Source organism: Janthinobacterium sp. 61, assembly GCF_002846335.1.
Classification (GTDB): domain Bacteria; phylum Pseudomonadota; class Gammaproteobacteria; order Burkholderiales; family Burkholderiaceae_D; genus Janthinobacterium.
Genome location: NZ_PJMQ01000001.1, coordinates 3,921,059 through 3,946,089, shown reverse-complemented (window position 1 = coordinate 3,946,089; position 25,031 = coordinate 3,921,059). Strand labels below are relative to the sequence as shown.

At 61.3% G+C, this 25,031-nt stretch carries 22 protein-coding genes and 1 tRNA gene; 15 read left to right on the top strand and 8 right to left on the bottom strand.

The genetic code is table 11. From position 1 onward, the window contains the following. The first annotated feature begins 18 nt into the window (after positions 1–18). Positions 19–828, top strand: coding sequence for a 4-hydroxy-tetrahydrodipicolinate reductase (gene dapB / locus CLU92_RS17980; RefSeq protein ID WP_101483010.1), 810 nt, complete (start codon positions 19–21; stop codon positions 826–828). Between the two features lie 8 nt (positions 829–836). Then, positions 837–1,163: a barstar family protein gene (locus tag CLU92_RS17975; protein ID WP_101483009.1), complete on the top strand. Its 327-nt coding sequence runs from the start codon at positions 837–839 to the stop codon at positions 1,161–1,163. Between the two features lie 113 nt (positions 1,164–1,276). Here the strand turns inward: CLU92_RS17975 and CLU92_RS17970 are convergent, their stop codons facing one another. Next, entirely contained in the window at positions 1,277–2,527 is a 1,251-nt protein-coding gene (locus tag CLU92_RS17970) for a CaiB/BaiF CoA transferase family protein (protein WP_373918271.1), read from the bottom strand. A gap of 8 nt (positions 2,528–2,535) precedes the next feature. Continuing rightward, positions 2,536–3,714, bottom strand: coding sequence for an acyl-CoA dehydrogenase (locus tag CLU92_RS17965; RefSeq protein ID WP_101483007.1), 1,179 nt, complete (start codon positions 3,712–3,714; stop codon positions 2,536–2,538). 159 nt (positions 3,715–3,873) lie between these two features. On the opposite strand from CLU92_RS17965, the gene CLU92_RS17960 reads away from it, so the two are divergent. Continuing rightward, complete coding sequence (locus CLU92_RS17960; RefSeq protein WP_166674683.1) at positions 3,874–4,779, top strand: LysR substrate-binding domain-containing protein; 906 nt, start codon at positions 3,874–3,876, stop codon at positions 4,777–4,779. Here CLU92_RS17960 and CLU92_RS17955 read toward each other — a convergent pair. Further along, positions 4,776–5,141, bottom strand: coding sequence for a VOC family protein (locus CLU92_RS17955; RefSeq protein ID WP_101483006.1), 366 nt, complete (start codon positions 5,139–5,141; stop codon positions 4,776–4,778). The genes CLU92_RS17960 and CLU92_RS17955 overlap by 4 nt on opposite strands. Positions 5,142–5,232: 91 nt before the next feature. Further along, on the bottom strand, positions 5,233–5,976 hold the full coding sequence (locus CLU92_RS17950; protein ID WP_257561114.1) for a helix-turn-helix domain-containing protein: 744 nt from the start codon (positions 5,974–5,976) through the stop codon (positions 5,233–5,235). 190 nt (positions 5,977–6,166) lie between these two features. Between CLU92_RS17950 and leuS the strand changes: the two genes are divergently transcribed. The 11 genes from leuS (at position 6,167) to CLU92_RS17895 (ending at position 21,647) form a co-directional block, all read left to right on the top strand. Beyond that, a complete protein-coding gene (leuS, locus tag CLU92_RS17945; RefSeq protein WP_101483005.1) occupies positions 6,167–8,806 on the top strand; it encodes a leucine--tRNA ligase in 2,640 nt (879 codons plus the stop codon). 2 nt (positions 8,807–8,808) lie between these two features. Next, a complete protein-coding gene (gene lptE, locus CLU92_RS17940; RefSeq protein ID WP_101483004.1) occupies positions 8,809–9,408 on the top strand; it encodes an LPS assembly lipoprotein LptE in 600 nt (199 codons plus the stop codon). A gap of 10 nt (positions 9,409–9,418) precedes the next feature. After that, entirely contained in the window at positions 9,419–10,435 is a 1,017-nt protein-coding gene (holA, locus tag CLU92_RS17935; RefSeq protein WP_092802781.1) for a DNA polymerase III subunit delta, read from the top strand. Positions 10,436–10,458: 23 nt separating this feature from the next. Then, positions 10,459–11,730, top strand: coding sequence for a glutamate-5-semialdehyde dehydrogenase (locus CLU92_RS17930; RefSeq protein WP_101483003.1), 1,272 nt, complete (start codon positions 10,459–10,461; stop codon positions 11,728–11,730). Between the two features lie 69 nt (positions 11,731–11,799). Continuing rightward, entirely contained in the window at positions 11,800–12,237 is a 438-nt protein-coding gene (locus CLU92_RS17925; protein ID WP_101483002.1) for a CopD family protein, read from the top strand. Positions 12,238–12,247: 10 nt separating this feature from the next. Beyond that, complete coding sequence (locus CLU92_RS17920; RefSeq protein WP_101483001.1) at positions 12,248–12,865, top strand: 2-hydroxychromene-2-carboxylate isomerase; 618 nt, start codon at positions 12,248–12,250, stop codon at positions 12,863–12,865. 91 nt (positions 12,866–12,956) lie between these two features. Then, positions 12,957–14,162, top strand: a complete 1,206-nt coding sequence (locus CLU92_RS17915) for a class I SAM-dependent RNA methyltransferase (RefSeq protein ID WP_373918266.1) — start codon at positions 12,957–12,959, stop codon at positions 14,160–14,162. 74 nt (positions 14,163–14,236) lie between these two features. After that, positions 14,237–15,517 (top strand): multidrug effflux MFS transporter, encoded by a 1,281-nt coding sequence (locus tag CLU92_RS17910; RefSeq protein WP_218973469.1) that lies wholly within the window; start codon positions 14,237–14,239, stop codon positions 15,515–15,517. A 203-nt stretch (positions 15,518–15,720) separates the two neighbouring features. After that, complete coding sequence (locus tag CLU92_RS17905) at positions 15,721–17,874, top strand: HDOD domain-containing protein (RefSeq protein WP_180338538.1); 2,154 nt, start codon at positions 15,721–15,723, stop codon at positions 17,872–17,874. Between the two features lie 5 nt (positions 17,875–17,879). Beyond that, positions 17,880–20,084 carry an EAL domain-containing protein gene (locus CLU92_RS17900; protein ID WP_101482997.1) on the top strand — a complete coding sequence of 735 codons (2,205 nt, stop codon included), beginning with the start codon at positions 17,880–17,882 and terminating at the stop codon, positions 20,082–20,084. 3 nt (positions 20,085–20,087) lie between these two features. Then, a complete protein-coding gene (locus CLU92_RS17895) occupies positions 20,088–21,647 on the top strand; it encodes an SEL1-like repeat protein (RefSeq protein ID WP_101482996.1) in 1,560 nt (519 codons plus the stop codon). Between the two features lie 59 nt (positions 21,648–21,706). On the opposite strand, the gene rfbC is transcribed toward CLU92_RS17895, so the two are convergent. The 4 genes from rfbC to CLU92_RS28495 all read right to left on the bottom strand — a co-directional run bounded on the left by rfbC (position 21,707) and on the right by CLU92_RS28495 (position 24,541). Beyond that, positions 21,707–22,252: a dTDP-4-dehydrorhamnose 3,5-epimerase gene (gene rfbC / locus CLU92_RS17890; protein WP_101482995.1), complete on the bottom strand. Its 546-nt coding sequence runs from the start codon at positions 22,250–22,252 to the stop codon at positions 21,707–21,709. Between the two features lie 44 nt (positions 22,253–22,296). Continuing rightward, positions 22,297–23,190, bottom strand: a complete 894-nt coding sequence (rfbA, locus tag CLU92_RS17885) for a glucose-1-phosphate thymidylyltransferase RfbA (RefSeq protein ID WP_101482994.1) — start codon at positions 23,188–23,190, stop codon at positions 22,297–22,299. Beyond that, positions 23,190–24,269, bottom strand: a complete 1,080-nt coding sequence (gene rfbB / locus CLU92_RS17880; RefSeq protein ID WP_101482993.1) for a dTDP-glucose 4,6-dehydratase — start codon at positions 24,267–24,269, stop codon at positions 23,190–23,192. Before rfbB ends, rfbA begins: the two co-directional genes overlap by 1 nt. 125 nt (positions 24,270–24,394) lie before the next feature. Next, entirely contained in the window at positions 24,395–24,541 is a 147-nt protein-coding gene (locus CLU92_RS28495) for a sugar transferase (protein WP_373918950.1), read from the bottom strand. Positions 24,542–24,831: 290 nt separating this feature from the next. Between CLU92_RS28495 and CLU92_RS17875 the strand changes: the two genes are divergently transcribed. Further along, positions 24,832–24,905: transfer RNA gene (locus CLU92_RS17875), tRNA-Gly, on the top strand. The last annotated feature ends 126 nt before the right edge of the window (positions 24,906–25,031 follow it).

The following is a 25,031-nucleotide window of genomic DNA, read 5'->3' as shown; positions in this document are numbered from 1 at the left end:
TTGCTGTAAGAGAATAAAATGACTGAACTGAAAATCGCCATCGCTGGCGCCAGTGGCCGCATGGGCCATATCCTGATCGAGGCCGTCAGCAATGCCCCCGACGCTGTGCTCGCTGGCGCGCTCGACCGCGTTGGCTCGCCATCCGTGGGCCAGGACGCCGCCGCCTTCCTGGGCAAGCCTGCCGGCGTGCTGATCGAGTCAAGCCTGGACGCCGGCCTGGCCGGCGCCGATTACCTGATCGACTTTACGCGTCCCGAAGGCACTTTGCAGCATCTGGCGTATTGCGCCGAGCACGGCATCAAGATGATCATCGGCACTACCGGTTTTGATGATGCGGGCAAGGCGGCGATTGCCGCCGCTGCCGAAAAGACGGCCATCATGTTCGCGCCAAACATGAGCGTGGGCGTGAATGTCACCATGAAGTTGCTGGAACTGGCGGCGAAAAGCCTGTCCGAAGGCTACGACATTGAAATCATCGAAGCACATCACCGCTTCAAGGTCGATGCGCCTTCGGGCACGGCCCTGCAAATGGGTGAAGTAGTGGCCGGCGCCCTGGGGCGCGACTTGAAGGAATGCGCCGTGTACGGCCGCGAAGGCGTGACGGGCGAACGCGACCCGTCGACCATCGGTTTTGCCACCATCCGCGGCGGCGATATCGTGGGCGACCATACGGTGCTGTTTGCCGGCATCGGCGAGCGCATCGAGATCAGCCACAAGTCGAGCAGTCGCGTCACCTACGCCCACGGCGCCCTGCGCGCCGCGCGTTTCCTGGCCGACAAGCCGACCGGCCTGTTCGACATGCAGGATGTGCTGTCGCTGAAGAACTGAGGAAGACCATGGCCACTGCCATCCTGAATGGAAAAGACATCTCCGACGAAGCGAGCTTTCACGCGCAATGCGTGCCAGCGTTCGGTTTCCCCGCGTTCTACGGCAACAACATGGATGCCTGGGTCGATTGCCTCAGCTATCTGCGCGACGACGAAAACATGACGCAGTTCCGCCTGAAGCCAAACGAGGTGCTGGAAATTGTCGTGCAAGACGCGGAGGCAATGAAGGCGCAGGCGCCGGACTTGCTGGAAGAAATCACGTTTTGCATCGCCGGCATCAACGAGCGCTATGAAGACTATGGCGAGAAGCCGGCGCTGAAACTGGTACTCAAGTGAATAGAATCGTAGGTCGGATTAGGCCCTGCGGGCCGTAATCCGACAACATTGTTGGCTGTGCAAGTCGGATTGCGCGCAAGCGCTAATCCGACCTACGTCCAGACGACCAACATTTACACCACCTTGCGCTCGCGCAAGCCGTCAATCTCCGCACTCTCCAATCCCAGCCACTGTTGCAATACCTCCTGCGTATGCTGCCCCAGCAACGGCGGCGGCAAGCGGTACTGCACCGGGGAGGCGGACAGGCGCACGGGGTTGGCCACCAGCGCCACCGTGCCCGCCGTCGGATGCGGCATCTCCACTTTCAAGCCACGCGCAAGCACTTGCGGGTCAGCAAAGACCTGGTCGATGCGGTTGACGGGACCGCACGGCACGGCTTGCGCCTCGAAGGCGCTGATCCACTCGGCCGTCGTACGCATCACGGTGGTCTGGCGCATCAAGGGGATCAAGACCGCCCGGTGCGCCACGCGCTGCGGATTGGTCATGAAACGCTCGTCCTGCGCCCATTCCGGGTGGCCGGCGACGGTGCAGAAGCGGGAAAACTGTCCGTCGTTGCCGATCGCCAAAATCATGTCGCCATCGGCCGTGGGAAAGTCTTGATATGGAACAATGTTTGGATGCGCATTGCCCATGCGCTGGGGTACCTTGCCGCCGCACAGGTAATTGGCTGCCTGGTTGCCCAGCGCCGCCACTTGCACGTCCAGCAAGGCCAGGTCGATATGCTGGCCCAGCCCCGAGCGTTCGCGTTCGGCCAGCGCCGCTTGCACGGCGATGGTGGCATACAGGCCTGTCATGATGTCCGTTTGCGCCACGCCCACTTTTTGCGGCCCGGCGCCAGGCTGGCCATCGGGCACGCCCGTGATGCTCATCAGGCCGCCCATACCCTGGATCAGGAAGTCATAGCCGGCGCGCGCCGCGTATGGTCCATCCTGGCCAAAGCCCGTGATGGAGCAGTACACGAGGCGCGGGTTGAGTGCCAGCAAACTGGCCGCATCGAGGCCATATTGTTTCAAGCCACCCAATTTGAAATTTTCCAGCAAGACATCTGCTTCGGCTGCCAACTGGCGCACCAGCGCCTGGCCTTCAGGGGCGGCCAGGTCGATGCACAGCGAGCGCTTGTTACGGTTGGCGCACTGGAAGTAGGCGGCCTCGGCCGTATCGCGTCCGTCTTCATCTTTCAGGTAGGGCGGTCCCCACGAGCGCGTGTCGTCGCCGCGGCCCGGCTGTTCAACCTTGACCACGTCGGCGCCCAGGTCTGCCAGCAATTGCCCGGCCCACGGGCCGGCCAGCACGCGCGACAGGTCCAGCACGCGCAAACCGGTCAGCGGCGCGGGCCGCAAGGTGGAGGCGAGGGTGGAAGCCAAGGCGTCCATTAGTTGAAGGCGGCGATGCCGGTGATGGCGCGGCCGATGATCAGCGCGTGCACATCGTGCGTACCTTCATAGGTGTTGACCACTTCCAGGTTGACCAGGTGGCGGATGACGCCGAACTCGTCGGAAATGCCGTTGCCGCCCATCATGTCGCGCGCCATGCGGGCAATATCGAGCGCCTTGCCGCAGCTGTTGCGTTTCATGATAGACGTGATTTCCACTGCGGCCGAACCCTCATCCTTCATGCGGCCCAGGCGCAAGCAGCCCTGCAAGCCCATGGTGATTTCCGTCAGCATATCCGCCAGTTTCTTTTGCACCAATTGATTCGCAGCAAGAGGGCGGCCGAATTGCTGGCGGTCCATCGTGTATTGGCGCGCTTTCAGGTAGCAGTCTTCGGCCGCGCCCAGTGCGCCCCAGGCGATGCCGTAGCGGGCGCTGTTCAGGCATGTGAACGGGCCTTTCAAGCCGCGCACGTCGGGGAAGGCATTTTCTTCCGGGCAAAATACTTCATCCATGACGATTTCACCGGTGATGCTGGTGCGCAAGCCGACCTTGCCATGGATTTCCGGCGCCGACAGGCCTTTCCAGCCTTTTTCCAGCACGAAACCGCGGATCGCGCCTTCATCGTCCTTGGCCCAGACGACGAACACATCGGCGATGGGGCTGTTGGTGATCCACATCTTGGCGCCGGACAGGCTGTAGCCACCCGGCACTTTGCGCGCGCGCGTGACCATGCTGCCAGGATCGGAGCCGTGGTTCGGTTCTGTCAAGCCGAAGCAGCCGATGAATTCGCCCGTTGCCAGTTTCGGCAGGTATTTCTGTTTCGTTTCTTCGTTGCCGAAGGCATTGATTGGCACCATCACCAGCGACGATTGCACGCTCATCATCGAGCGGTAGCCCGAATCGACGCGCTCGACTTCGCGCGCGGCCAGGCCGTAGCAGACGTAGTTCAGGCCGGCGCCGCCGTATTCTTCGGGTATCGTCGTGCCCAGCAAGCCCAGTTCGCCCATTTCGCGGAAGATGGCGGCATCCGTGCGGCCATGGCGGAACGATTCGAGCACGCGCGGCACCAGGCTGCCCTGGCAATAGTCGCGGGCCGCTTCCAGCACGGCGCGTTCGTCGCCCGTCAGTTGTTCTTCCAGCAGCAGGGGGGAATTCCAGTCGAATACGGTTTTGCTCATCACAGGCCTCGCAGGTGAGCGCCGGTGATCGGCGCAAGATTGAATATGGCTCATGGTAGGTTCTTGCCTAGCCTTGCGCAAACGATTTTTTTGCACCCAGATATGCTTGTTATGCATATCTTGCGGCATACTGGTATCTTTCACCGGCCAGGAAGCCCCATGTCACGCAAAATTCCGATGCTGCAAGCTTTACATTGTTTCGAGGCCGCTGCCCGCCACCAGAGCTACACGCACGCGGCACGCGAACTGTCGCTGACGCAAAGCGCCGTGTCGCGGCAGATATCGTCCTTGGAAAGTTTTCTCGGTGTGCAACTGTTCCAGCGCACGCGCCATGGCGTACTGCTGACCAGCGCCGGCGCCGCGTATGCGCGCCAGATCGCGGCGCGCCTCGATGGTCTGGAGCGCGACACGCTCGATACCATGGCGCGCCAGGGCGGTGGCGGCGCCTTGCAGCTCGCTTCCGTGCCCACCTTTGCCACACGCTGGCTGATGCCACGGCTGTCCTCGCTGGCGGGACAGCATCCCGACATCGTCGTGCATATCGATGCCTATACGAAACCGTTCATGTTTGCCGATACGGAATACGACGGCGCCCTGTACGCGGGCACGCCAGAGCAGCTGGCACGCTGGCCTGGCACGCGCGCCACCTTGCTCATGCATGAAGAAATCGTGCCCGTCGCCAGTCCCCGTCTGCTGGCGGCGCGCAGCCATTGGCAGCCGCAGGACTTGCTGGAACTGACCTTGTTGCAACAAAGTACGCGTCCGGGCGCCTGGCGCCAGTGGTTTGACGCCATGCAGGTCGAGGGAGAGGGGCGCGATGGGGTGCACTATGGCGCCCGCTACGAACTGTTTTCCATGCTGGCCATGGCGGCCGTGCAAGGGCAAGGTGCAGTCCTGCTGCCGCGCATGCTGGTCGAAGCGGAACTGGCGCGTGGCGAACTGCGCATCGTATGCGAGCGCCCACTACGCGGCCAGCGGGCGTATTACCTGATCACGCCCGAAACGGCGCATGAAAAGACGGCCTTGCAGCAATTCCGCGCATGGCTGCAGGGCGAAGCGGCTTAAGCGACTTTGCCAGTGTCGAAATGGGGATTGTCGATGAGGCCAATCTGGTTGCCAAACGGGTCGAGCAATTCCACCGTGCGGATGCCATCGCCCACGTCCGTGATCGGATGGTGCAGGGTGCCGCCCAGCTTGATAATGCGCTCGACTTCTTGCTCGATGCCGTCCACGCCCCAGTAGGTCACGCTGCCTTGCGTGCCTGGCTCGCCGCCTGGCAGCAGCCCAAGCTCGAAGCCGCCGATGGCAAAACCCACATAAAAAGGCTGGTCGAAATACGGCGTGGTGCCAAATACCTGGCTGTACCAGGCCTTGGCCTTGTCCAGGTCGGGGACGGGATAGGTGACGGTGCGCAAGCCCTTGATCATGTTCTGCTCCTGTTGGTTGACATAGTCGGCGAAATACCTGGCGTCATCATGCCACCGGCGCGCGCCGCGCGATTGGAAAAATGGAAGCTGCTCACGCGCGTCGGCCCGTCAGCCAGGCTTCGGGCGAAGTGTGGGCGAAATCCTGGAAATCGTGGATCAGGTGCGACTGGTCGAAATAACCGAATTGCAAGGCCACTTGCGCCCAGTCTGGCTGCCCCGCCAGGTGTGTCAGCCCCTTGCTGGCGGCGCGAAAACGGCAGATACGGGCAAACAATTTCGGGCTGATGCCGACGTGCTGGCGAAATTGCAGCGCCAGGTGCTGGCGCGACACGCCCAACTGTGCGGCCAGTCCCTCCACGCGTACCTGGCCGGATGCCGCCTCGATGGCCGCGATGGCATGCCCGGCTGCAGTGGCCTGGCGTCGTGGCGGCGCTGTGTGCAGGCGCAGCAGCAGATAATCTTGTAAAACAGAAACTCTTTGCGCGTTGGACAAGGGCTCGCTCCACAGCGCGTCAGCCAGGCGCGCCGCCAGCTCGCGGCCCCACAACTGCTGCAGCCCCGTGCGGCCATCGCTCAGTTCGCACAAGGGCAGCTGGAAGAAGCGTGCCGCCGCGCCCGGCTTGAAGCGGGCCGCCACCGTTTGCACGAGACCGTGGCTGACAACGGCAATCGGCGCCGTCATCATGCCCACGGCAAAGCTGGCATCCTGCTGGTCCTGGCACAGGATGTCGATGCAATTGTCCGGCAGGACCTGGTGTGTCAGGGGCGTCGCGTCCGTCTGCACGCGGCACGTCCAGACACAGTCCAGCCAGGGCCGCAGGGCGGGAATGGGCATATATTCCTGGTAGACGATCATGGCAAGACTTGAAGTAAAGAATAAGATTGTTGCATATATATTTTTGCATATGACATAGCGTAATCGTGCGCCTGCCAAAATTTGCCGGCCCGGGCCGCCAGCGTGCCGCGCTATCAGGTGGCGACAACCAGTATAATGCTCGGTTCATATCCACTATTGGCCGCACATCATGCAAGATAAATATAGTCCCGCCGACGTCGAACAAGCCGCCCAATCGCACTGGAAGGCGATCGACGCCTATAAAGCCGTCGAACACGACCCGCGTTTCCCAAAAGGCAAGTATTTTGCCTGCTCGATGCTGCCTTACCCTTCGGGCAAGCTGCACATGGGTCACGTGCGCAACTATACGATCAATGACGTGATGTACCGCTATCTGCGCATGAACGGCTACAACGTGCTCATGCCGATGGGCTGGGACGCGTTCGGCATGCCGGCGGAAAATGCGGCCATGGCCAACAACGTGCCGCCCGCGCAATGGACGTACTCGAATATCGCTCACATGAAGCAGCAGATGGAATCGATGGGCCTGGCCATTGACTGGTCGCGCGAAATGACCGCCTGCAAGCCCGAATACTACAAGTGGAACCAGTGGATGTTCCTGAAGATGCTGGAAAAAGGCATCATCTACAAGAAGACCGGTACCGTGAACTGGGACCCGATCGACCAGACCGTGCTGGCCAACGAACAAGTGGTCGATGGCCGTGGCTGGCGTTCCGGCGCGCTGATCGAAAAGCGCGAAATCCCCATGTACTACGCGCGCATCACCGATTACGCGGAGGAGTTGCTGGCCTATGTGGACGACAAGCTGCCGGGCTGGCCCGAGCGCGTGCGCATCATGCAGACCAACTGGATCGGCAAGTCGACGGGCGTGCGCTTTGCCTTCCCGCATGAAATCAAGGACGCGAATGGCGCCCTGATCGGCGACGGCAAGCTGTATGTGTTTACCACCCGTCCGGACACCGTCATGGGCGTGACCTTCTGCGCCGTGGCCGCCGAGCACCCGCTGGCCATCCACGCCGCGCAAACCAATCCTGCGCTGGCCGCCTTCAACGCCGAATGCAAACTCGGTTCCGTGATCGAAGCTGACATGGCGACGATGGAGAAGAAGGGCATGCCGACCGGCCTGTTCGTTACGCATCCGTTGACGGGCGCGCGAGTGGAAGTGTGGGTCGGCAACTACGTCCTGATCACCTACGGCGATGGCGCCGTGATGGGCGTGCCGGCACACGACGAACGCGATTTCGGCTTTGCCAAGAAATACAATCTGCCGATCAAGCAAGTGATCGAAGTCAAGGGCCAGGAATTTTCGACGGACGCCTGGCAGGAATCGTATGGCAGCAAGGATGGCGTCTGCATCGCCTCCGGCAAATATGACGGCCTGCATTTCGCTTCCGCCGTCGATGCGGTGGCCGCCGACCTGGCGGAGCTGGGTCTGGGCGAAAAGAAAACCACGTTCCGCCTGCGCGACTGGGGTATTTCGCGCCAGCGCTACTGGGGCACGCCGATCCCGATGATCCATTGCGCCGATTGCGGCGTGGTGCCGGTGCCGGAAAAAGATCTGCCGGTGGTGCTGCCGGAAGACTGCGTGCCCGATGGCACGGGCAATCCGCTGAACAAATATGAAGCCTTTTTGCAGTGCGACTGCCCGCAGTGCGGCAAGCCGGCGCGCCGCGAGACGGACACCATGGATACCTTCGTCGATTCGTCGTGGTATTACATGCGCTATACCTCGCCAGGCTCGAACGACGCCATGGTCGACGCGCGCAATGATTACTGGATGCCGATGGACCAGTACATCGGCGGCATCGAACACGCCGTCATGCACTTGCTGTACGCTCGTTTCTGGACCAAGATCATGCGGGACTTCGGCCTGGTCAAGTTCGACGAGCCGTTCGTCAATCTGCTGACGCAAGGCATGGTGCTCAACGAAACGTACTTCCGCAAGGATGCCGTGGGCAAGACCACCTGGTTCAACCCGGATGACGTGCGCCTGTCGCTCGATGACAAGGGCCGTCCGCAAAGCGCCATCCTGGTGGCCGATGGCCAGCCGGTGGAAATCGGCGGCACGGAAAAAATGTCGAAGTCGAAGAACAACGGTATCGACCCGCAAGCGCAGATCGAGCAGTACGGCGCCGACACTGCCCGTCTGTTTACCATGTTCGCTTCGCCGCCGGAACAGACGCTGGAGTGGTCGGGCAGCGGCGTCGAAGGCGCGAACCGCTTCCTGCGCCGCGTGTGGAACTTCGGCTACGCCCAGTCGGCCACGATTCAAGCCGCACTGGCTGGCGGCGCCGCACCGGCCACCGGCGACGCGCAGAAAAACCTGCGCCGCGAATTGCACAAGCTGCTGCAGCAAGCCGATTACGACTTGAAGCGCATCCAGTACAACACCGTGGTCTCGGCCTGCATGAAGATGCTCAATACGCTGGAATCGGCCAAGTTGGACGATAGCGCGCAGTCGAAGGCCCTGATCGCCGAAGGCTTCTCCATCTTCCTGCGCCTGCTCAATCCTGTCGCGCCGCACATCACCCACGTGCTGTGGCAAGAGCTGGGTTACGCCGGCGTGCAGGGCGACCTGCTCAACGCGCCGTGGCCGCAAGTCGACCCGCAAGCGCTGGAGCAGTCCGAGATCGAGATGATGATCCAGGTGAATGGCAAGTTGCGCGGCTCGATCACGGTGTCCAAGGATGCTGACAAGGCCAGCATCGAAGCGGCTGCGCTGGCGTGCGAAAGTGTGCAAAAGTACGTCGAGACCACGCCGAAGAAGATCATCGTCGTGCCAGGCAAGTTAATCAGCATCGTGGTGTAATCATGACGACCTCCTCTCAAGTATCGCTGTTGGGCCGCCGCGCCGTGCTGGCGTTGGGCCTGACCGTCCTGCTGTCGGCCTGCGGCTTTCATTTGCGCGGTTCGAACGGCAGTTTCATGCTGCCGTTCGCGACGATGTACATCGGCTTGCCCGAGACATCGCCGCTGGCGATCGGCCTGAAGCGCTATATCCGCGCCATTGGCAGCACGGAGGTGGTCGACACCAAGGATGGCGCCGACGCTGTCCTTGAAGTGCTCACCGACCCGGAGAGGAATCGTACCAAGACCATTTTGTCGCTGAACAAAAATGGCCGCGTACAAGAGTATCAACTTGGCTATTCGATCAATTTCCGCGTCGTGGACAAGGCGGGCAACCAGTTGCTGGCACCGACGACCATCAGCCTGGTGCGTCCGATCACCTTCGACGAGTCGCAGGTACTGGCCAAGGAAACCGAGGAGGCGGCGCTGTACCGCGACATGCGCAACGACCTGGTCCAGCAGATCATGCGCCGCCTGGCCGCCATCAAGCCGGTGCTGCCGGCCATGTCGGTGGCGCCAGTGGCGCCTGTGACTCCGGTCGCGCCGGCAGCCCCGCAGCAGTAACGGGGACGCCATGCAATTGCGGATAGACGCGCTCGACGGGCATGTGGCCAAGCCGCTGGCGCAGCTATATGTGATCACCAGCGACGAGCACTTGCTGGCGCTGGAAGCGGCCGACAAGATCCGCCGCGCAGCGCGCGCGCAGGGTTATTCCGAACGCGACGTGCTGACGGTGGAGCGCAGCTTCAAGTGGGGCGAACTGCTGGCGGCAAACCAGGAGCTGTCGCTGTTTGGCGATAAGAAACTGATCGAACTGCGCATCCCTACCGGCAAGCCGGGCAAGGATGGCGGGGCGGCGTTGCAAAGCTATGCGAAAAACCTCAGCCCCGACAACCTGACGCTGATCACCTTGCCCAAGCTGGACTGGGCCACGCAGAAGGCGGCGTGGGTCGCCAGCCTGCAGCAGGCGGCCGTATATATCGAGATTCCGAATGTGGAGCGGGCACAGTTGCCTGCGTGGATATCCCAGCGCCTGGCCGCGCAGGGACAAAGTGCCGAACGGGCCAGCATCGACTTCATCGCCGAACGGGTGGAGGGCAATTTGCTGGCGGCACACCAGGAAATCCAGAAACTGGGCTTGCTGCATGCAGCGGGCAAGCTGACGTATGAGCAAGTGCAGGACGCGGTGCTGAACGTGGCCCGTTACGATGTCTTCAAGCTGTCCGAAGCCATGCTGGCCGGCGATCCGGCGCGCCTGGTGCGCATGCTCGAAGGCTTGAAAGGCGAGGGTGAGGCGCTGCCGCTGGTCTTGTGGGCCGTCTCCGAGGAAATTCGCACGCTGTTAAAATTGAAGGCCGGGATGGCACAAGGGCGCCCATTGGGCGCGCTGCTGAAGGAATACCGCATCTGGGGACCGCGCGAGCGGATGATGGAACCGGCCCTGCGGCGCATTTCGCTGCCCGTGCTGGAAGCGGCGCTGCAGCAGGCGGCGCAGGTTGACAAGATGATCAAGGGCTTGCGCGCCAAGGGATATGCAGGCGATGCCTGGGATGCCATGCTGCAGCTGGGCCTGAAGATCGCCCGAGGTTAGGTTCTTACACTATGGATACGAGCATGGACATCACAGAATATATGCAGGACGTGGGTACGCGCGCGCGCGTCGCTTCGCGCGCCATGGCGCGTGCCGATAGCGCCACGCGCAACCGCGCCTTGACCCTGATCGCCGCCGCCATCGTGCGCGACGCGGACCTGCTGCGCGCTGCCAATCAGCGCGACCTCGATGCGGCTGCAGCCGCCGGCCTGGCGCCGGCCATGCTTGACCGTCTGACCCTGTCCGACGCCGCCATTGCCACCATGGTCGAAGGCTTGACGCAAATCGTCGCGCTGGCCGACCCGATCGGCGAGATCTCGAACATGAAATTCCGTCCGACAGGCATCCAGGTGGGGCAGATGCGCGTGCCGCTGGGCGTCATCGGCATCATCTATGAAGCGCGCCCGAACGTGACGGTGGACGCCGCCGGCCTGTGCATCAAGAGCGGCAACGCGACGATTTTGCGCGGTGGTTCGGAAGCCATTCATTGTAATCGCGCGCTGGCCAAGTTGGTGGCAGAGGGCCTGCTGGGAGCAGGTCTCCCGGCCGATGCCGTGCAAGTGATCGACACCACCGACCGCGCCGCCGTCGGTGCCCTCATCACCATGCCGCAATACGTGGACGTCATCGTGCCGCGCGGCGGCAAGGGATTGATCGCGCGCCTGATGGAAGAGGCTACCGTGCCGATGATCAAGCACCTCGATGGCATCTGCCACGTCTATATCGACGCCAAGGCCGACATCAGGAAAGCGATCGATATCGGCTTCAATGCGAAGTGTCACCGCTACGGCACCTGCAACACCATGGAAACCCTGCTGGTGTCGCGCGCCGTTGCCGCTACCGTGCTGCCGCAGCTGGCCGAACTGTACCTGACCAAGCAGGTGGAACTGCGTGCCGATCCTGAAAGCCATGCGATCCTGGCCGCCGCTTCCTATCCGCACCTGGTGCCCGCCACCGAAGAAGACTGGCGCACCGAATACCTGGCGGCGATCTTGTCGGTAAAGGTAGTCGACGGCATCGACGAAGCGATGGACCACATCAACCAGTATTCATCGAAGCACACCGAGTCCATCATTACGGAAGATTACAGCGATGCGCTGCGCTTCCTGCGCGAAGTCGATTCCGCCTCGGTGATGGTGAACGCATCGACGCGTTTTGCCGATGGTTTTGAATATGGACTGGGCGCCGAGATAGGTATCTCGAACGACAAGCTGCACGCGCGTGGCCCGGTGGGACTGGAAGGACTTACATCGCTCAAGTACGTGGTATTTGGCCACGGCGAAGTCCGTAAATAGCCTCTTTCGCGGGTTGCCCACAAGGCGGCCCGTGCTCTCATTTTTCTCCACCTCGACACTGGGAACCCCATGCTCTTTCTCTGGACCAAAGCCTTTCACATCATCTTCGTCATGTCCTGGTTTGCCGGCCTGTTTTATTTGCCGCGTATTTTCGTGAACCTGGCGATGGAGACGGAAACGGTGGCCACCGAGCGACTGTTGCTGATGGCGCGCAAGCTGTATCGTTTCATGTCTCTGCTGGCGCTGCCGGCGATGGTCCTGGGGCTGGCGTTGATGTGGATGCTGTACGGTGGGGGTGAAGGCCGCGTGAAGATACCGGGCTGGATGCACGCCAAGCTGACGTTCGTGGTGCTGCTGCTTGGCTACCACCACGCCTGCGGTTCCATCCTGCGCAAGTTTGAAAAAGGTATCAACAAGCGCAGCCACACCTGGTTCCGCTGGTTTAATGAAGTGCCGGTGGTGATGCTGCTGGCCGTCGTCGTGCTGGTCGTGGTCAAGCCTTTCTAAGGGAATCGAGATGAGTGCAAGCCAGAGCAAAGTCGTGCAGTATTTCTTCGCGCCCCACTCGCCGTGGACCTACCTGGGGCACGCGCGCCTGATGGCCATCGCCGCGAAGACGGGTGCACAGATTGACGTGCGCCCCTTTGACCTGGGCAAGGTCTTCAGTGTTTCGGGCGGCCTGCCGCTGGCCAAGCGCGCGCCGCAGCGCCAGGCGTATCGCCTGGCCGAACTGGCGCGCTGGTCGGCCTTTTTGCAAGTGCCACTGACCTTGCAGCCAAAGTTCTTCCCCGTGTCGCCGGAAGCATCGGCCAAGCTGATCATCGCCACGCGCCTGGCGCACGGCGTGGAGGCGTCGCTGAATCTGGCGCACGCCATCATGCGCGGCCTATGGGCCGAAGAGCGCAATATCGGCGATGAAGAGACACTGGTGCAGATCGCGCTTGACGCCGGTTTCGATGGCCGCCAGTTGCTGAAGACGTCGGAAACGGCCAGCGTGCAGGCCGAATATGATGCCAATACGGAAGCGGCCACCGCCGCCAGCGTCTTCGGTTCGCCGTGGTACATCGTCGATGGAGAAGGGTACTGGGGCCAGGACCGCCTCGATTTTGTCGAGCGGGCGCTGGCAGTAAAGTAGTTAGTACCGGGGGCAGACCCGTCGGGTCTGACCCCAGATTTCATTTGTTTTTAAGTAAAATTGTTTTTAACGGATAAAAGGTATCCTAATCATGGCTTCATATTTTTGCCCATGCCCGCGCGGCATGGAAGCGGCGCTGGCCGAGGAACTGGGCGAGATCGCCCAGGATAGTTCGACCATGAAGGTCCATAATCAGGTACCAGGCGGCGTACACTGCTCGGGCGACCTGTTGGACTCCTACCGCATCAACCTGCATTCGCGTATCGCTTCGCGCGTGCTGATGCGCATGGCCCATTCCGGCTACAAGACGGAAAACGATATTTATGACCTGACCCTGGCGCAATCCTGGGAAGACTGGTTCGGCGTGCACCACACCATCCGCGTCGACGTCACGGCGGTGAAATCTCCGCTGCGCAGCCTGGAATTTACCACCTTGAAAATCAAGGATGCGATCTGCGACCGCTTCCGCGACCAGTTCAACGAGCGTCCATCGGTCAACACCAAGACGCCGGACATGCGCATCGTCGGCTTCCTTGACGCACACACGTTTACCGTCTACCTCGACACTTCGGGCGAAGCCCTGTTCAAGCGCGGCTGGCGTGAAGAGACGGGCGACGCGCCGTTGCGCGAAAACCTGGCCGCCGGCCTGCTGCGCGTATCGGGCTGGAAGCCCGGCATGGTGCTGTTCGACCCGATGTGCGGCTCCGGCACCATCCTGGCCGAAGCGGCGCAGATGCTGCAAGGCATTCCGCCGGGTGCTACGCGCCAGTTCGCCTTTGAGAACTTCCATGACTTCGATCCGGCGCCATGGAATGCCATGAAAAACGCCATCAAGGTCAATCCGCTTCCAGCGGAACCGACCATTTTCGGCAGCGACATTTCGGGCGACATGGTGGCCATGACGCGCCATAATCTGCGTTGCGCCGGCGTGCGCTTCGACGTGCCCTTGAAACAGATCGAGGCGCAGGAAGTCAAGCCGCCTAGCGATGTGCCAGGCATCATGCTGACCAACCCGCCGTACGGCGAGCGTATCGGTGTGCGCGGCGACAGCACCATTCCGGAAGATGAATTGTCGACCTCCTTCTATTCGGCCATGGGCACGACCCTGAAGCAGCGCTTCGCCGGCTGGACCGTGTTCCTGTTCACGGCCGACCTGGGCTTGCCCAAGCTGCTGCGTTTGAAGGAAGCGCGCAAGACGCCATTCTTCAACGGCGCGCTGGAATGCCGTTTGTTCCGTTTCGACATGGTGGCGGGATACAATCGCCGCGAAGAAGCCAAACCCAAACCACAGCAGTAAGCGTTCACAGCAAGACACCCGCAGTAACCCCGCGCGCGGACCGTAACCGGTCCGCGCGCTACTTTGGATCCGCCATGTTTCCCACCCCTCCTGCCGATGTGCCGCCCGACCCGGTTACGCCCGTTCCGCCTCCCACCCCGAGCCACATGGCACCGCTGAGCCGCGGTGCACTGGCCATGATGCTGGCCGGCCTGTCGATGCTGGGTCCCCTGTCGATCGACACGTATCTGCCCGCCTTTGGCGCGATCCAGGGTTCGCTGCAGGCGTCGCCGCTGGAAGTGCAGCAGTCGCTGACGTTCTACATGCTGGCCTTTGCCGGCATGGTGCTGTGGCATGGGGCTATCTCGGATACCTTCGGCCGGCGCAATGTCATCCTTGTGTCGCTGCTGATGTTTGCCATCGGCTCGCTCGGTTGCGCTTCGGCGCACACGGTGCACTATCTGTGGTTCTTCCGCATCATGCAGGGCGTCTCGGCCGGCGCCGGCGTGGTGATCAGCCGCGCCATTATCCGCGACCTGTATTCCGATGCGGCGGCGGCGCGGTTGCTGTCGCTGGTGACGATGATCTTTTCCATCGCCCCGGCCGTGGCGCCGATTCTTGGCGGCTGGATCGTCATCTGGTTCGACTGGCGATCGATTTTCCTGTTCCTCGCTTTTTATACGGTGATCCTGCTGGCGTTCTGCTACTGGCGCTTGCCTGAAACCTTGCCGATGGAAAAGCGCCAGCCCTTCAATCCCCGTTTCCTGGCATCGAGCTATGGCCAGATCCTGCGTTCGCCCCTGTTCCACATCAAGGCCGGCATCGTCGCCCTCAATTTCGCTGGCCTGTTCCTGTTCATCACGGCCGCACCGGAAATGCTGCCCAAGCAGCTGCACCTGGGGCCGTCGCAGTTCGGCTGGCTCTTCATCCCGTGCGTGAGCGGGATTTTCATGGGCGCCCTGGCGGCCAACCGCATCGCCGGCAAGGTCACGTTCGCGCGCCAGATCGGCATCGGCTTTGCCTTCCTGCTGTGCGCTGCCAGCGTCAATGTCATATACCATCTGTTCCTGCCGCCCTCGTTGCCCTGGTCGGTACTGCCCCTGTTCTTCTACACCTTCGGCATGTCGCTGGTGGGGCCGGGCGCGACCCTGCTGGCGCTGGACCTGTTCCCGCATATCCGCGGCACTGTCGCTTCGTGCCAGTCGTTCGCCAGCACCTTGCTCGGCGCCGTGGTAGCCGGCGTGATTTCGCCCCTGCTGTCCGGCTCCGTGCTGTGGCTGGCCTCGGGCCAGCTGGCATTTACGGCCCTGGCGTTGGCGCTGTGGCTGATCTCGCGGCGCTTCCGCCACCGTTTGATGGGTTCCTTCAAGGCATAAGTTTCCATGGCGGAACGCTGGATTTATTTCAACTTAATTTTCTATATTGCAAGTAATATCCGATGCTTATGATAAGATGACTTTTTACCCGGCATCCTCTCAGGCAGTTTATTTTTGGGTTACAGGAGTGGAGGATTCCTCTGAACGTGGCCGCGCTTTGCAGCTGAGCGCTCATCCTTTTCGAACCGGCAATGCCTGATACGATGCATCAATCTGATCAAGATATTCGCAATCGCCTGCTGATTGCCCGCCTGCCGGCCATGCCGCAGATTCTCATCAAGCTGATCGCCCACCTGCAGGCCGACGATGCAGGCATGCCTGAGCTGGCCGCCCTGATCGCCAAGGATGCGGGCATGACCAGCAAAATCCTCGGCGTGGCCAACAGCTCGGCCTACCATCGCCAGGGCAAGGTCGTCAGCCTGGAACAGTCGCTCGTGTCGCTGGGCACGGACATGATCAAGACCCTGGTCATCAGCGAATCCGTGTTCCAGACCTTCAGCAGCTTTCCCCATTCCGGCAGCACAGATTTGCGCGCCTTCTGGAAAAGCTCGCTGTCGGCCGCCGTCATGGCGCGCGCGCTGGCCAAGGCCATGGCCTATCCGCACGTCGAGGAAGCGTACCTTGCGGGACTGCTGCACAACGTGGGCCGCCTGGCCTTGCTGGCCACGGCGCCGAAGGAATACGCATTCAATTTCATGGCGCGCGACGATGCCGCCCTGTGCGCGGTGGAGCAGCGCACCTTGCAGATCACGCATGCCGAAGCGGGCGCCTGGCTGATCGAGCGCTGGCATCTCGATTCCTTCCTGGCCGACAGTGTGCTGTATCACCATGAACCGCTGGCGCGCCTGGAGGCCAGTCATCCTTTGATCCGCATCGTGCGCCTGGCGCACTTGCTGTGCTGCCATGCTGACGATGCGGAATCGATTGCGCAGGCGGCCCAGCTATGCGCGCTGGAACTGGAGGTACTGGAAAACCTGGCCGGCGGCGTTGCGCGCCAGGTGGAGCAGACCGCGCAACACCTGGGCATCGACCTGGCCGGCGCGGACGATATCGCCACTCCGCCCGCGTATGTTCCGCCACCCGTCGATCCGGTGCAGCAGCGCCTGTCCGACGAAGTGCGCAACATGGTGCTGGTCTCCGAAGTGGGCCAGACCTTTGCACGGCAGCAGGGCGAGAGCAGCCTGCTCGAAGCCATCACGCGCTCGGCGCGCATCCTGTTCGACTTTGAAACCGCCGTCATCCTGCTGCAAAACCCCACCGGCCATGCGCTGGTGGGCGTGGCGGCGGGTGAACATCAGCAGCGTCTGGCCGGCTTCTCGATCCCGCTGGCCAAGGGCGGTCCGCTGGCCGCTTCGGCGCTGGAGTCCCAGTTGGCCTTTTTAAAGCGCGACATGCCGGCGCTGGGCATCGTCGAGGAGCAGCTATTTCGCATTCTCGGTACCGACAGCCTGGTCTGCGTGCCTTTGGCGTCGGGCCAGCGCAGCCTTGGTGTCCTCATTGGCGGCGTGGCGGCGTGGCGGATTCCCGCCTTCCAGAAGCGCGAGGGTTTCCTGCGCGCGTATGCCAACCAGGCCGCCACGGCGCTGGAAACGGCCATCAGCGCGCGCGGCCTGGCACGGCGCCAGCTCGATCACGTGGCCGAAGAATACCGTGCCGCGTCGCGTCGCGTCGTGCATGAAGTGAATAACCCGTTGTCCATCATCAAGAACTACTTGAGCGTGCTCGATCACAAGCTGGAGAAACAGGAGCAGGTCAGCGGCGAGATGGCTATCCTGAACGAAGAAATCGACCGGGTCGGGCAGTTGATCGGCGGCCTGGCAGATCTGCAGCCGACGGTAGCGGGCGGCGTCACAGATTGCGCGCGCGTGGTCGACGATGTGCTGCGATTGTTCCGTGCCACGGACTTCCTGCCGCCCAAGATCGAGGTGGTCACGCGCATGCAGGACGCGCCATGCGAGGTGGAGGCCGATGCCGACATGCTCAAGCAAATCCTGCTCAACCTGCTGAAAAACGCCGTCGAAGCCCTGCCCAATGGCGGGCGCATCGAAGTGGCGAATCGTGGCCACGTCAACCGCGACCGTCGCCTGTACCTGGAACTGTGCGTCAGCGACAATGGCGCCGGCCTGGCGCCGGAGGTGCTGGCCAATCTGTTTTCCCCTGTGCGCAGCAGCAAGGAAGGGGCGCATCACGGCCTGGGCCTGTCCATCGTGCATGACCTGGTCACGCGCCTGCATGGCGTGATCGGTTGCCGCAGCAGCAAGTCCGGCACGTCGTTTGAAATTCTACTGCCCATTCCCTTGCCGACTAGCGCTTCAGCCGCGCTGCCCGCACCCGACAATACTGCCTTGTCTTCGTAACGTCCATGACCTCATCCGCCATTCCATTTGATCTGGAAAACAGCCCGCGCATCCTGCTGGTCGATGACGAGCCCCGCCTGCTCGCTTCCCTCCACGAATTGCTGAAGGATCGCGGCTACCAGCTGTACACGGCCACCTGCGGCAGCGAGGCGCTGGCGCAGCTGTCGAAACTGCGCTTCGACCTGATCCTGCTCGATTTGCGCCTGCCTGACATGAGCGGCCATGAAATCATGGACCACATCAACCGGCGCGGCATCGAGGGCGACGTGATTGTCATGAGCGGCGACGTCGGCATCGAGGCGGCCATCGGCGCCCTGAAACGTGGCGCCTACGATTATCTGCGCAAGCCCTATAGCCGCGAGGAGCTGCTCAAGACGGTGGAGAACGCGCTGCAAAAGCGCAAGCTGGCGCTGGAGAACGAGCGCATCGCGCTGCAGCTGGAAAACTCGGAAAAGATGTACCGCTACCTGGTCGACAGCTCGCCCGACATCATCTATACCCTGAACCATGAAGGCCGCATCACCTTCATCAACGACAGGGTGCACCAGTTGCTGGGCTTTAGCCGGGAAGAGCTGATCGGCAGCCATTACTCTATTCTCGTGCATGATGAAGACCAGGAGCGGGCGCGCTATGCTTTCAATGAACGCCGCCTCGACGAGCGCGCTTCGCGCAATGTGGAACTGCGCCTGAAATGCCATAGCGGCAGCGGCAGCGACCGAACCTTCAGCAACACGCTGATGACGATCCCGCTCAATTCGATCGGCATGCACAGCCTCGATCACGAGGCCAGGAAGCAGGAGTACTTCGGCACCTATGGCGTGGCGCGCGACATCACCGACCGCAAACGGGCCGAGGAAGTCATCTCCTACCAGGCCTACCACGACATTTTGACGGATCTGCCGAACCGCATGCTGTTCAAGGATCGCCTGGGGCTGGCCGTGATCCAGGCGCGGCGCAAGCTGACGGAATTGGCCGTGATGTTCATCGATCTGGATCGCTTCAAGCTGGTCAACGACACGCTGGGTCACGTGAAGGGCGACGAGCTGCTGCAACAGGTGGCGCTGCGCCTGAAGGATTGCCTGCGCCGCGGCGATACCCTGGCGCGCCAGGGCGGCGATGAATTCACCATCGTGCTGCCGGAACTGCGCGACCGCCAGGATGCACGCCTGATCGCCGACAAATTCCTCGAATGCCTGCACCAGCCCTTCGACCTCGATGGCAACCAGGTGCATATTTCGGCGTCCATCGGCATCGCCATCTATCCGGGTGACGGCGAGACCATCGACGAGCTGCTGCGCCATGCCGACATCGCCATGTACCAGGTCAAGGCGTTGGGCAAGAACGGTCACAGTTTTTATCACGAGTCCATGCTCGATGTGTCGCACCAGAAGATCGCGCTCGAGCAGAGCCTGCGCAAGGCGCTGGAGCTGAACCAGCTGGAGATGTATTACCAGCCGCAGGTGGATGTGATGACGGGCCGCATCGTTGGCGCCGAAGGCCTGATGCGCTGGAACCACCCGCAACGTGGCTTGCTGACTGCCGGAGAATTCCTGCCGTTTGCCGAGGAAAACGGCTTGATGCTGCCGATCTCGGACTGGATGCTGGGCGCCCTGTGCCGCGATCTGGTGCAGTGGAATGCGGCCGGCGGCGAAGCTGTGCGCCTATCGCTGAATTTGTCGCCGCAATACCTGGACCGGGGTGACTTTTTCGAGAAGATGCGCGGCGCGCTGACGCGCTATGGCATCGCGCCGGAAAAGATCGAAGTGGAAATCACGGAAAACATCTGCATCCGCAACCCGCAGTATGCGATCGAGCAATTGAACAAGCTGTGCCAGCTGGGCGTGTCTGTCGCCATCGACGATTTCGGCACTGGCTATTCCTCGCTGTCGTATCTGCACCGCTTCCCCATCCACACCATCAAGATCGACCAGTCGTTTGTGAAGGAAATCCACGACGAGCACGGACACTATCCCGTCATCCTGGCCATCATTTCGATTGCGCGCGGACTGGGCCTGCACCTGATCGCCGAGGGCGTGGAAACGGAAGGGCAGGCGCGCTACCTGCAGGACAAGGGGTGCACCACGATGCAGGGCTATCTGTATCACCGCCCCATTTCGCTGGGCAATTTCATCGGCGTGCTGCAGGAGCAGAATCGCCTGATCGCCGATGCCGCACCGGGTGCTCCGCAGCCGCTGGCCATCGAGGCCTGATCCATGCCGCCTGCAGCTTCCCGTTACACGGCCGACTACCTGCGCCTGAAAGGACTGGCCGAGAAGGGCAATGCGAATGCCCAGCACAGCCTGGGTTTCATGTATTTCAACGGCCAGGGTATCGAGCAAAGCTATGCGCTGGCATTGCACTGGTATGGCATGGCTGCCGCGCAGGGACTCGAGCACGCGCAATACAACCTGGGCGTGATGTGCCAGAAGGGACAGGGCGTGGCGCAGGATTTTGCGCAGGCCGCGCACTGGTACCAGCAGGCAGCCGAGCAGGGTTACGCGGCGGCGCAGTACAACCTGGGCTGGCTGTATGCCAAGGGCCAGGGACTCGCACAAGACAGCGCGCTAGCCATGCTGTGGTTTAGCCGCGCGGCCGAGCAGGGCGACGCGGGAGCACAAAACAATCTGGGCATGATGTATGACAATGGCAAGGGCGTGCCGCAGGATTTCGTGCAAGCCATCGCCTGGTATCGCAAGGCGGCCGAACAGGGCTATGCGCGCGCCCAGTTCAACCTGGGCCTGCGCTACGACAATGGCCAGGGCGTGCGGCAGGACCGCCAGCAGGCGACGGCCTGGATGCGCAAGGCGGCCGAACAAGGCTATGCGCCGGCCCAGTTCAACCTGGCGCTACGCTATGAAAACGGCGACGTGCTGCCGCAGGACAGCGGGAAGGCGATCAGCTGGTACCGGCGCGCCGCCGAGCAGGGCCACGCCAGTTCGCAGTTCAATCTGGGCCTGATCTACGACAATGGTCAGGGCGTGCCCTGCGATAAGCAGGCGGCACTCGACTGGTATGTCAAGGCGGCTGGGCAGGGGCATGCGGCGGCCCAGCACAACCTGGGCCTGCACCATGAACATGGCGCGCAGGACTACACCCGGGCGCAGGTGTTCTACCGCCAGGCGGCCGGGCAGGGCTTTCCCGCCGCACAGTATCAGCTGGGACTGCTGCATGAGCATGGACAGGGCATGCCCGTCGATATGCAGGAAGCCATCTTCTGGTACCGCAAGGCGGCCGACCAGGGGCATGTGCGGGCGCAGTTCGACCTGGGCCTGCGCTACGAACATGGCCAGGGCGTACCGCAGGATTTGTCGCTGGCGCTGGAGTGGTACCGCCGCGCCGCCGAGCAGGATTACGCGCCGGCGCAATACATGCAGGGCGTCTTGCATGACCGCGACGATAGCCCGGCGCCAGACAGCCAGCTGGCCTGCGCCTGTTATTGCCGCGCCGCCGCGCAGGGCCATAGCCTGGCCCAGTTTGCGCTGGGCCTGCGGCACGATAATGGCCAGGATGTGCCGCAGGATTATGCCGCCGCCTGGGATTGGTATGCGCTGGCCGCGCGCCAGGGCCATGCACGGGCGCAAATGAATCTGGGCTTGATGGCGGCCAGCGGCCAGGGTGGCCCGCTTGATTTGCAGCAGGCGTATATCTGGCTGTCGATGGCCGCGGCGGCCGGTGTGGCCGGTGCGGAAAAATCCTTGCGCCAGACAGCGGCGCGTATGCGCGAGACAGATCTGGCGCGGGTGCGCGAACACTTGGCGGCGATAGCCGGCTAGGTGATGCACTGGCACGGTGCGATTGACACCTCGAATGCGGGGCGTCTGTATTGCGGTGCTCAGGCGAAGAGGTCGGCGTTGGCCAGCAATGTTGCGGCTTTGTCTTTGCCCGACAATAGCGGTTCGCCGTCCAGCGGCCAGTCGATGCCGATTGCCGGATCATTCCACAGCAGGCTACGCTCAAATTCCGGCGCCCAGTAATCGGTGGTTTTGTACAGGAATTCAGCGTTGTCGCTGGTTACCAAGAAGCCGTGGGCGAAACCTTCGGGAATCCATAGCTGGCGTTTGTTGGCGGCCGACAGCACGACGCCGACCCAGCGACCGAAGGTTGGCGAGCTTTTACGCAGGTCAACGACGACGTCGAATACTGCGCCGGCGGTGACGCGTACCAGTTTGCCTTGTGGCTGCTGGATCTGATAATGCAGGCCGCGCAATACACCCTTGGCGGACTTGGAGTGGTTATCCTGCACGAAGGGGCGTGTAACGCCGGTCAGTTCGGCAAAGCGCTTCTGGTTAAAGCTCTCATAGAAAAAGCCGCGGTCGTCTCCGAACACGGTCGGTTCGAGTATCAATACTTCAGGAATGGCTGTGGTCTGGATTTGCATGGTATTTCGGTATCGTATGAACTAGGTGGAAAGCGCGGCACAGCTCAGAATATCTTGTCGTCGAGCAAACGCAACAGATACTGGCCATAGGCGTTCTTTTTCAATGGCCGGGCCAGTTGCTCCAGTTTGGCGCCATCGATATATCCTTTGCGGTAAGCGATTTCCTCGGGGCAGGCAACTTTCAAGCCCTGGCGGTTTTCAATCGTGGCAATGAATTGGCTCGCTTCCAACAAGGATTCATGGGTGCCAGTGTCGAGCCAGGCCATGCCGCGGCCCATCAGCTCGACGTTCAATTGACCGCGTTCCAGGTAGGCACGGTTAACATCAGTGATTTCCAGTTCGCCACGCGCCGAAGGAATAATACCGGCGGCGATGTCACACACCTGGCTGTCGTAGAAATACAGGCCGGTAACGGCATAGTTCGATTTTGGCTTGAGCGGCTTCTCCTCGATGCTGACAGCGCGGCGCTGATCATCGAAATCGACCACGCCATAACGCTGCGGATCGTGCACATGGTAGGCGAACACGGTGGCCCCGCTGGTGCGCGCGGATGCTTTGCGCAATTGGATTTCGAAGTCATGGCCGTAGTAGATGTTGTCGCCCAGAATCAGGGCCGATGGAGCATCGCCGACAAACTCCTTGCCGATGATGAACGCCTGTGCCAGGCCGTCCGGACTAGGCTGTACGGCATAGGTCAGGCGGATGCCCCACTGGCTGCCGTCGCCCAGCAACTCCTGGAAGCGCGGCGTATCTTGTGGCGTGGAAATGATCAGAATGTCGCGTATGCCGGCCAGCATCAGGGTGGTCAGCGGATAGTAAATCATCGGCTTGTCATAGACGGGCAGCAGCTGCTTCGACACCGCCATGGTGACCGGATACAGACGCGTACCGGAACCACCGGCCAGGATGATGCCCTTGCGTTCGATGGTGCCGACCATTATTTCTGCTCCTGTGCCGCATCGCGCGCCGCATAGTTTTTCTCTACCCAATTCAGGTAGTCGCCCGACTGGACATCGCGTACCCAGGCCTGGTTGTCCAAGTACCACTGGACGGTCTTGCGTATGCCGGTGGCGAAGGTTTCGGCCGGCTTCCAGCCCAGTTCGCGCTCGATCTTGCGCGCATCGATGGCATAGCGGCGGTCATGGCCAGGGCGATCCTGCACATAGGTGATTTGTTCGCGATAGCTGCCTGATGCTTTCGGGGCCAGCGTATCGAGGATGTTGCACAAGGTGTGCACGACTTCCAGGTTGGGCATTTCATTCCACCCGCCCACGTTGTAGACCTCGCCCAGGCGGCCCGCCTCGAGCACGCGGCGAATCGCCGAGCAATGGTCGCCCACGTATAGCCAGTCGCGCACCTGCATGCCGTCGCCGTAGATAGGCAGGGCCTTGCCGGCACGGGCGTTGCTGATAATGAGCGGAATCAGTTTTTCCGGGAAATGGAAGGAACCATAGTTGTTCGAGCAGTTCGTCGTCAGCACCGGCATGCCATACGTGTGGAAATACGCGCGCACCAGATGATCGGATGCCGCTTTCGATGCCGAATAGGGGCTGTTTGGCGCATACGGCGTTGTTTCCGTGAATGGCGGGTCGTTCGGTCCCAGGGTGCCATAGACTTCGTCGGTCGAGACATGCAGGAAGCGGAAGCCATCCTTGGCTTCGCTTGCCAAGCCGGACCAAAACGCGCGCGTGGCCTCCAGCAGGCTGAAGGTGCCGTTGACGTTGGTGGTAATGAAGTCGCCAGGGTGATGAATCGAACGATCAACATGGCTTTCCGCGGCAAAATGCACGATGGCGCGCGGCTGGTGTTCCGTCAGCAGGCGGGAGATGTGGGCCGTATCGCAGACATCGCCACGCACAAAGATATGGCGTGGATCGTGCTCCAGGCTGGCCAGGTTGCTGAGATTGCCAGCGTAGGTCAGTTTGTCAAAATTGATCACGGGCTCATCGTTGAGCGCAAGCCAGTCGCGTACAAAATTGGAACCGATGAAGCCGGCGCCGCCAGTTACTAAAATCATGCTGTTATCCTCTTTTACTCGCATATTGTCACAATGCTCATTGTCACAATGCTCCCTCGTCCGATTGTCTGAGTGCGAGGGCCACGAAATGTTTTCAAAGTACAATTATTGAGTTGCTAATGTCATTAGTAAGCGCCATCTTTCTTGAAAATGACCTTAACCGTTTTAGGCAGGATAACAATATCATTGAACAAAGACCAGTTATTGACATACCAGGCGTCGAGATAGGAGCGGGTATCGTAACTGGCATCGTTTCGCCGCTCATTTGTCATCGGCATGTGCCTCCGGGTTTCGCTTCAAGACAATACTCGATCTGCCTGGCATAGCGCTCCAGTTCGGCATGCGCGTCAGGATCCCGCGCCAGTAGCCTACTGTTAAGCGCGATCATTTGCTGGGGGTATTACCTGGCTTCCCGAAAAGATGTTCGCTATCGACAAAAACGGTACCGTGCCGATGTTGCTGTTTGTATTTTTTTGTCAAATGCTGCGAGAATTCATGATGAATTCGAAAGCGATCCAGAAGTTTGCCAAGTCTTGGCCATCCCGCGTAAAATGCAGGCTTCGCGGGTGTAGCTCAATGGTAGAGCAGAAGCTTCCCAAGCTTACGACGAGGGTTCGATTCCCTTCACCCGCTCCAATGAAAAACGGCGAAAAACCTGCTTTCGCTGCTCCACAGAGCTAAACTGCTCCACAAGTCGTGTCAAACGCGTTAGTTTTCCTTGATCCAACGCCGCGCTTCCGAATGGTGTCTAGCCCTTCGCCT

What these genes read in the sequence shown, in the direction of transcription:
- CLU92_RS17900 (WP_101482997.1), top strand. Translation starts at nt 17,880, where the DNA reads ATGACCTCATCCGCCATTCCATTTGATCTGGAAAACAGCCCGCGCATC.
- rfbA (WP_101482994.1), bottom strand. Translation starts at nt 23,190, where the DNA reads ATGGTCGGCACCATCGAACGCAAGGGCATCATCCTGGCCGGTGGTTCC.
- CLU92_RS17905 (WP_180338538.1), top strand. Translation starts at nt 15,721, where the DNA reads ATGCATCAATCTGATCAAGATATTCGCAATCGCCTGCTGATTGCCCGC.
- rfbB (WP_101482993.1), bottom strand. Translation starts at nt 24,269, where the DNA reads ATGATTTTAGTAACTGGCGGCGCCGGCTTCATCGGTTCCAATTTTGTA.
- CLU92_RS17955 (WP_101483006.1), bottom strand. Translation starts at nt 5,141, where the DNA reads ATGATCAAGGGCTTGCGCACCGTCACCTATCCCGTCCCCGACCTGGAC.
- CLU92_RS17910 (WP_218973469.1), top strand. Translation starts at nt 14,237, where the DNA reads ATGTTTCCCACCCCTCCTGCCGATGTGCCGCCCGACCCGGTTACGCCC.
- dapB (WP_101483010.1), top strand. Translation starts at nt 19, where the DNA reads ATGACTGAACTGAAAATCGCCATCGCTGGCGCCAGTGGCCGCATGGGC.
- lptE (WP_101483004.1), top strand. Translation starts at nt 8,809, where the DNA reads ATGACGACCTCCTCTCAAGTATCGCTGTTGGGCCGCCGCGCCGTGCTG.
- leuS (WP_101483005.1), top strand. Translation starts at nt 6,167, where the DNA reads ATGCAAGATAAATATAGTCCCGCCGACGTCGAACAAGCCGCCCAATCG.
- CLU92_RS17930 (WP_101483003.1), top strand. Translation starts at nt 10,459, where the DNA reads ATGGACATCACAGAATATATGCAGGACGTGGGTACGCGCGCGCGCGTC.
- rfbC (WP_101482995.1), bottom strand. Translation starts at nt 22,252, where the DNA reads ATGCAAATCCAGACCACAGCCATTCCTGAAGTATTGATACTCGAACCG.
- CLU92_RS17915 (WP_373918266.1), top strand. Translation starts at nt 12,957, where the DNA reads ATGGCTTCATATTTTTGCCCATGCCCGCGCGGCATGGAAGCGGCGCTG.
- CLU92_RS17965 (WP_101483007.1), bottom strand. Translation starts at nt 3,714, where the DNA reads ATGAGCAAAACCGTATTCGACTGGAATTCCCCCCTGCTGCTGGAAGAA.
- holA (WP_092802781.1), top strand. Translation starts at nt 9,419, where the DNA reads ATGCAATTGCGGATAGACGCGCTCGACGGGCATGTGGCCAAGCCGCTG.
- CLU92_RS17895 (WP_101482996.1), top strand. Translation starts at nt 20,088, where the DNA reads ATGCCGCCTGCAGCTTCCCGTTACACGGCCGACTACCTGCGCCTGAAA.
- CLU92_RS17950 (WP_257561114.1), bottom strand. Translation starts at nt 5,976, where the DNA reads ATGCCCATTCCCGCCCTGCGGCCCTGGCTGGACTGTGTCTGGACGTGC.
- CLU92_RS17960 (WP_166674683.1), top strand. Translation starts at nt 3,874, where the DNA reads ATGTCACGCAAAATTCCGATGCTGCAAGCTTTACATTGTTTCGAGGCC.
- CLU92_RS17920 (WP_101483001.1), top strand. Translation starts at nt 12,248, where the DNA reads ATGAGTGCAAGCCAGAGCAAAGTCGTGCAGTATTTCTTCGCGCCCCAC.
- CLU92_RS28495 (WP_373918950.1), bottom strand. Translation starts at nt 24,541, where the DNA reads ATGACAAATGAGCGGCGAAACGATGCCAGTTACGATACCCGCTCCTAT.
- CLU92_RS17975 (WP_101483009.1), top strand. Translation starts at nt 837, where the DNA reads ATGGCCACTGCCATCCTGAATGGAAAAGACATCTCCGACGAAGCGAGC.
- CLU92_RS17925 (WP_101483002.1), top strand. Translation starts at nt 11,800, where the DNA reads ATGCTCTTTCTCTGGACCAAAGCCTTTCACATCATCTTCGTCATGTCC.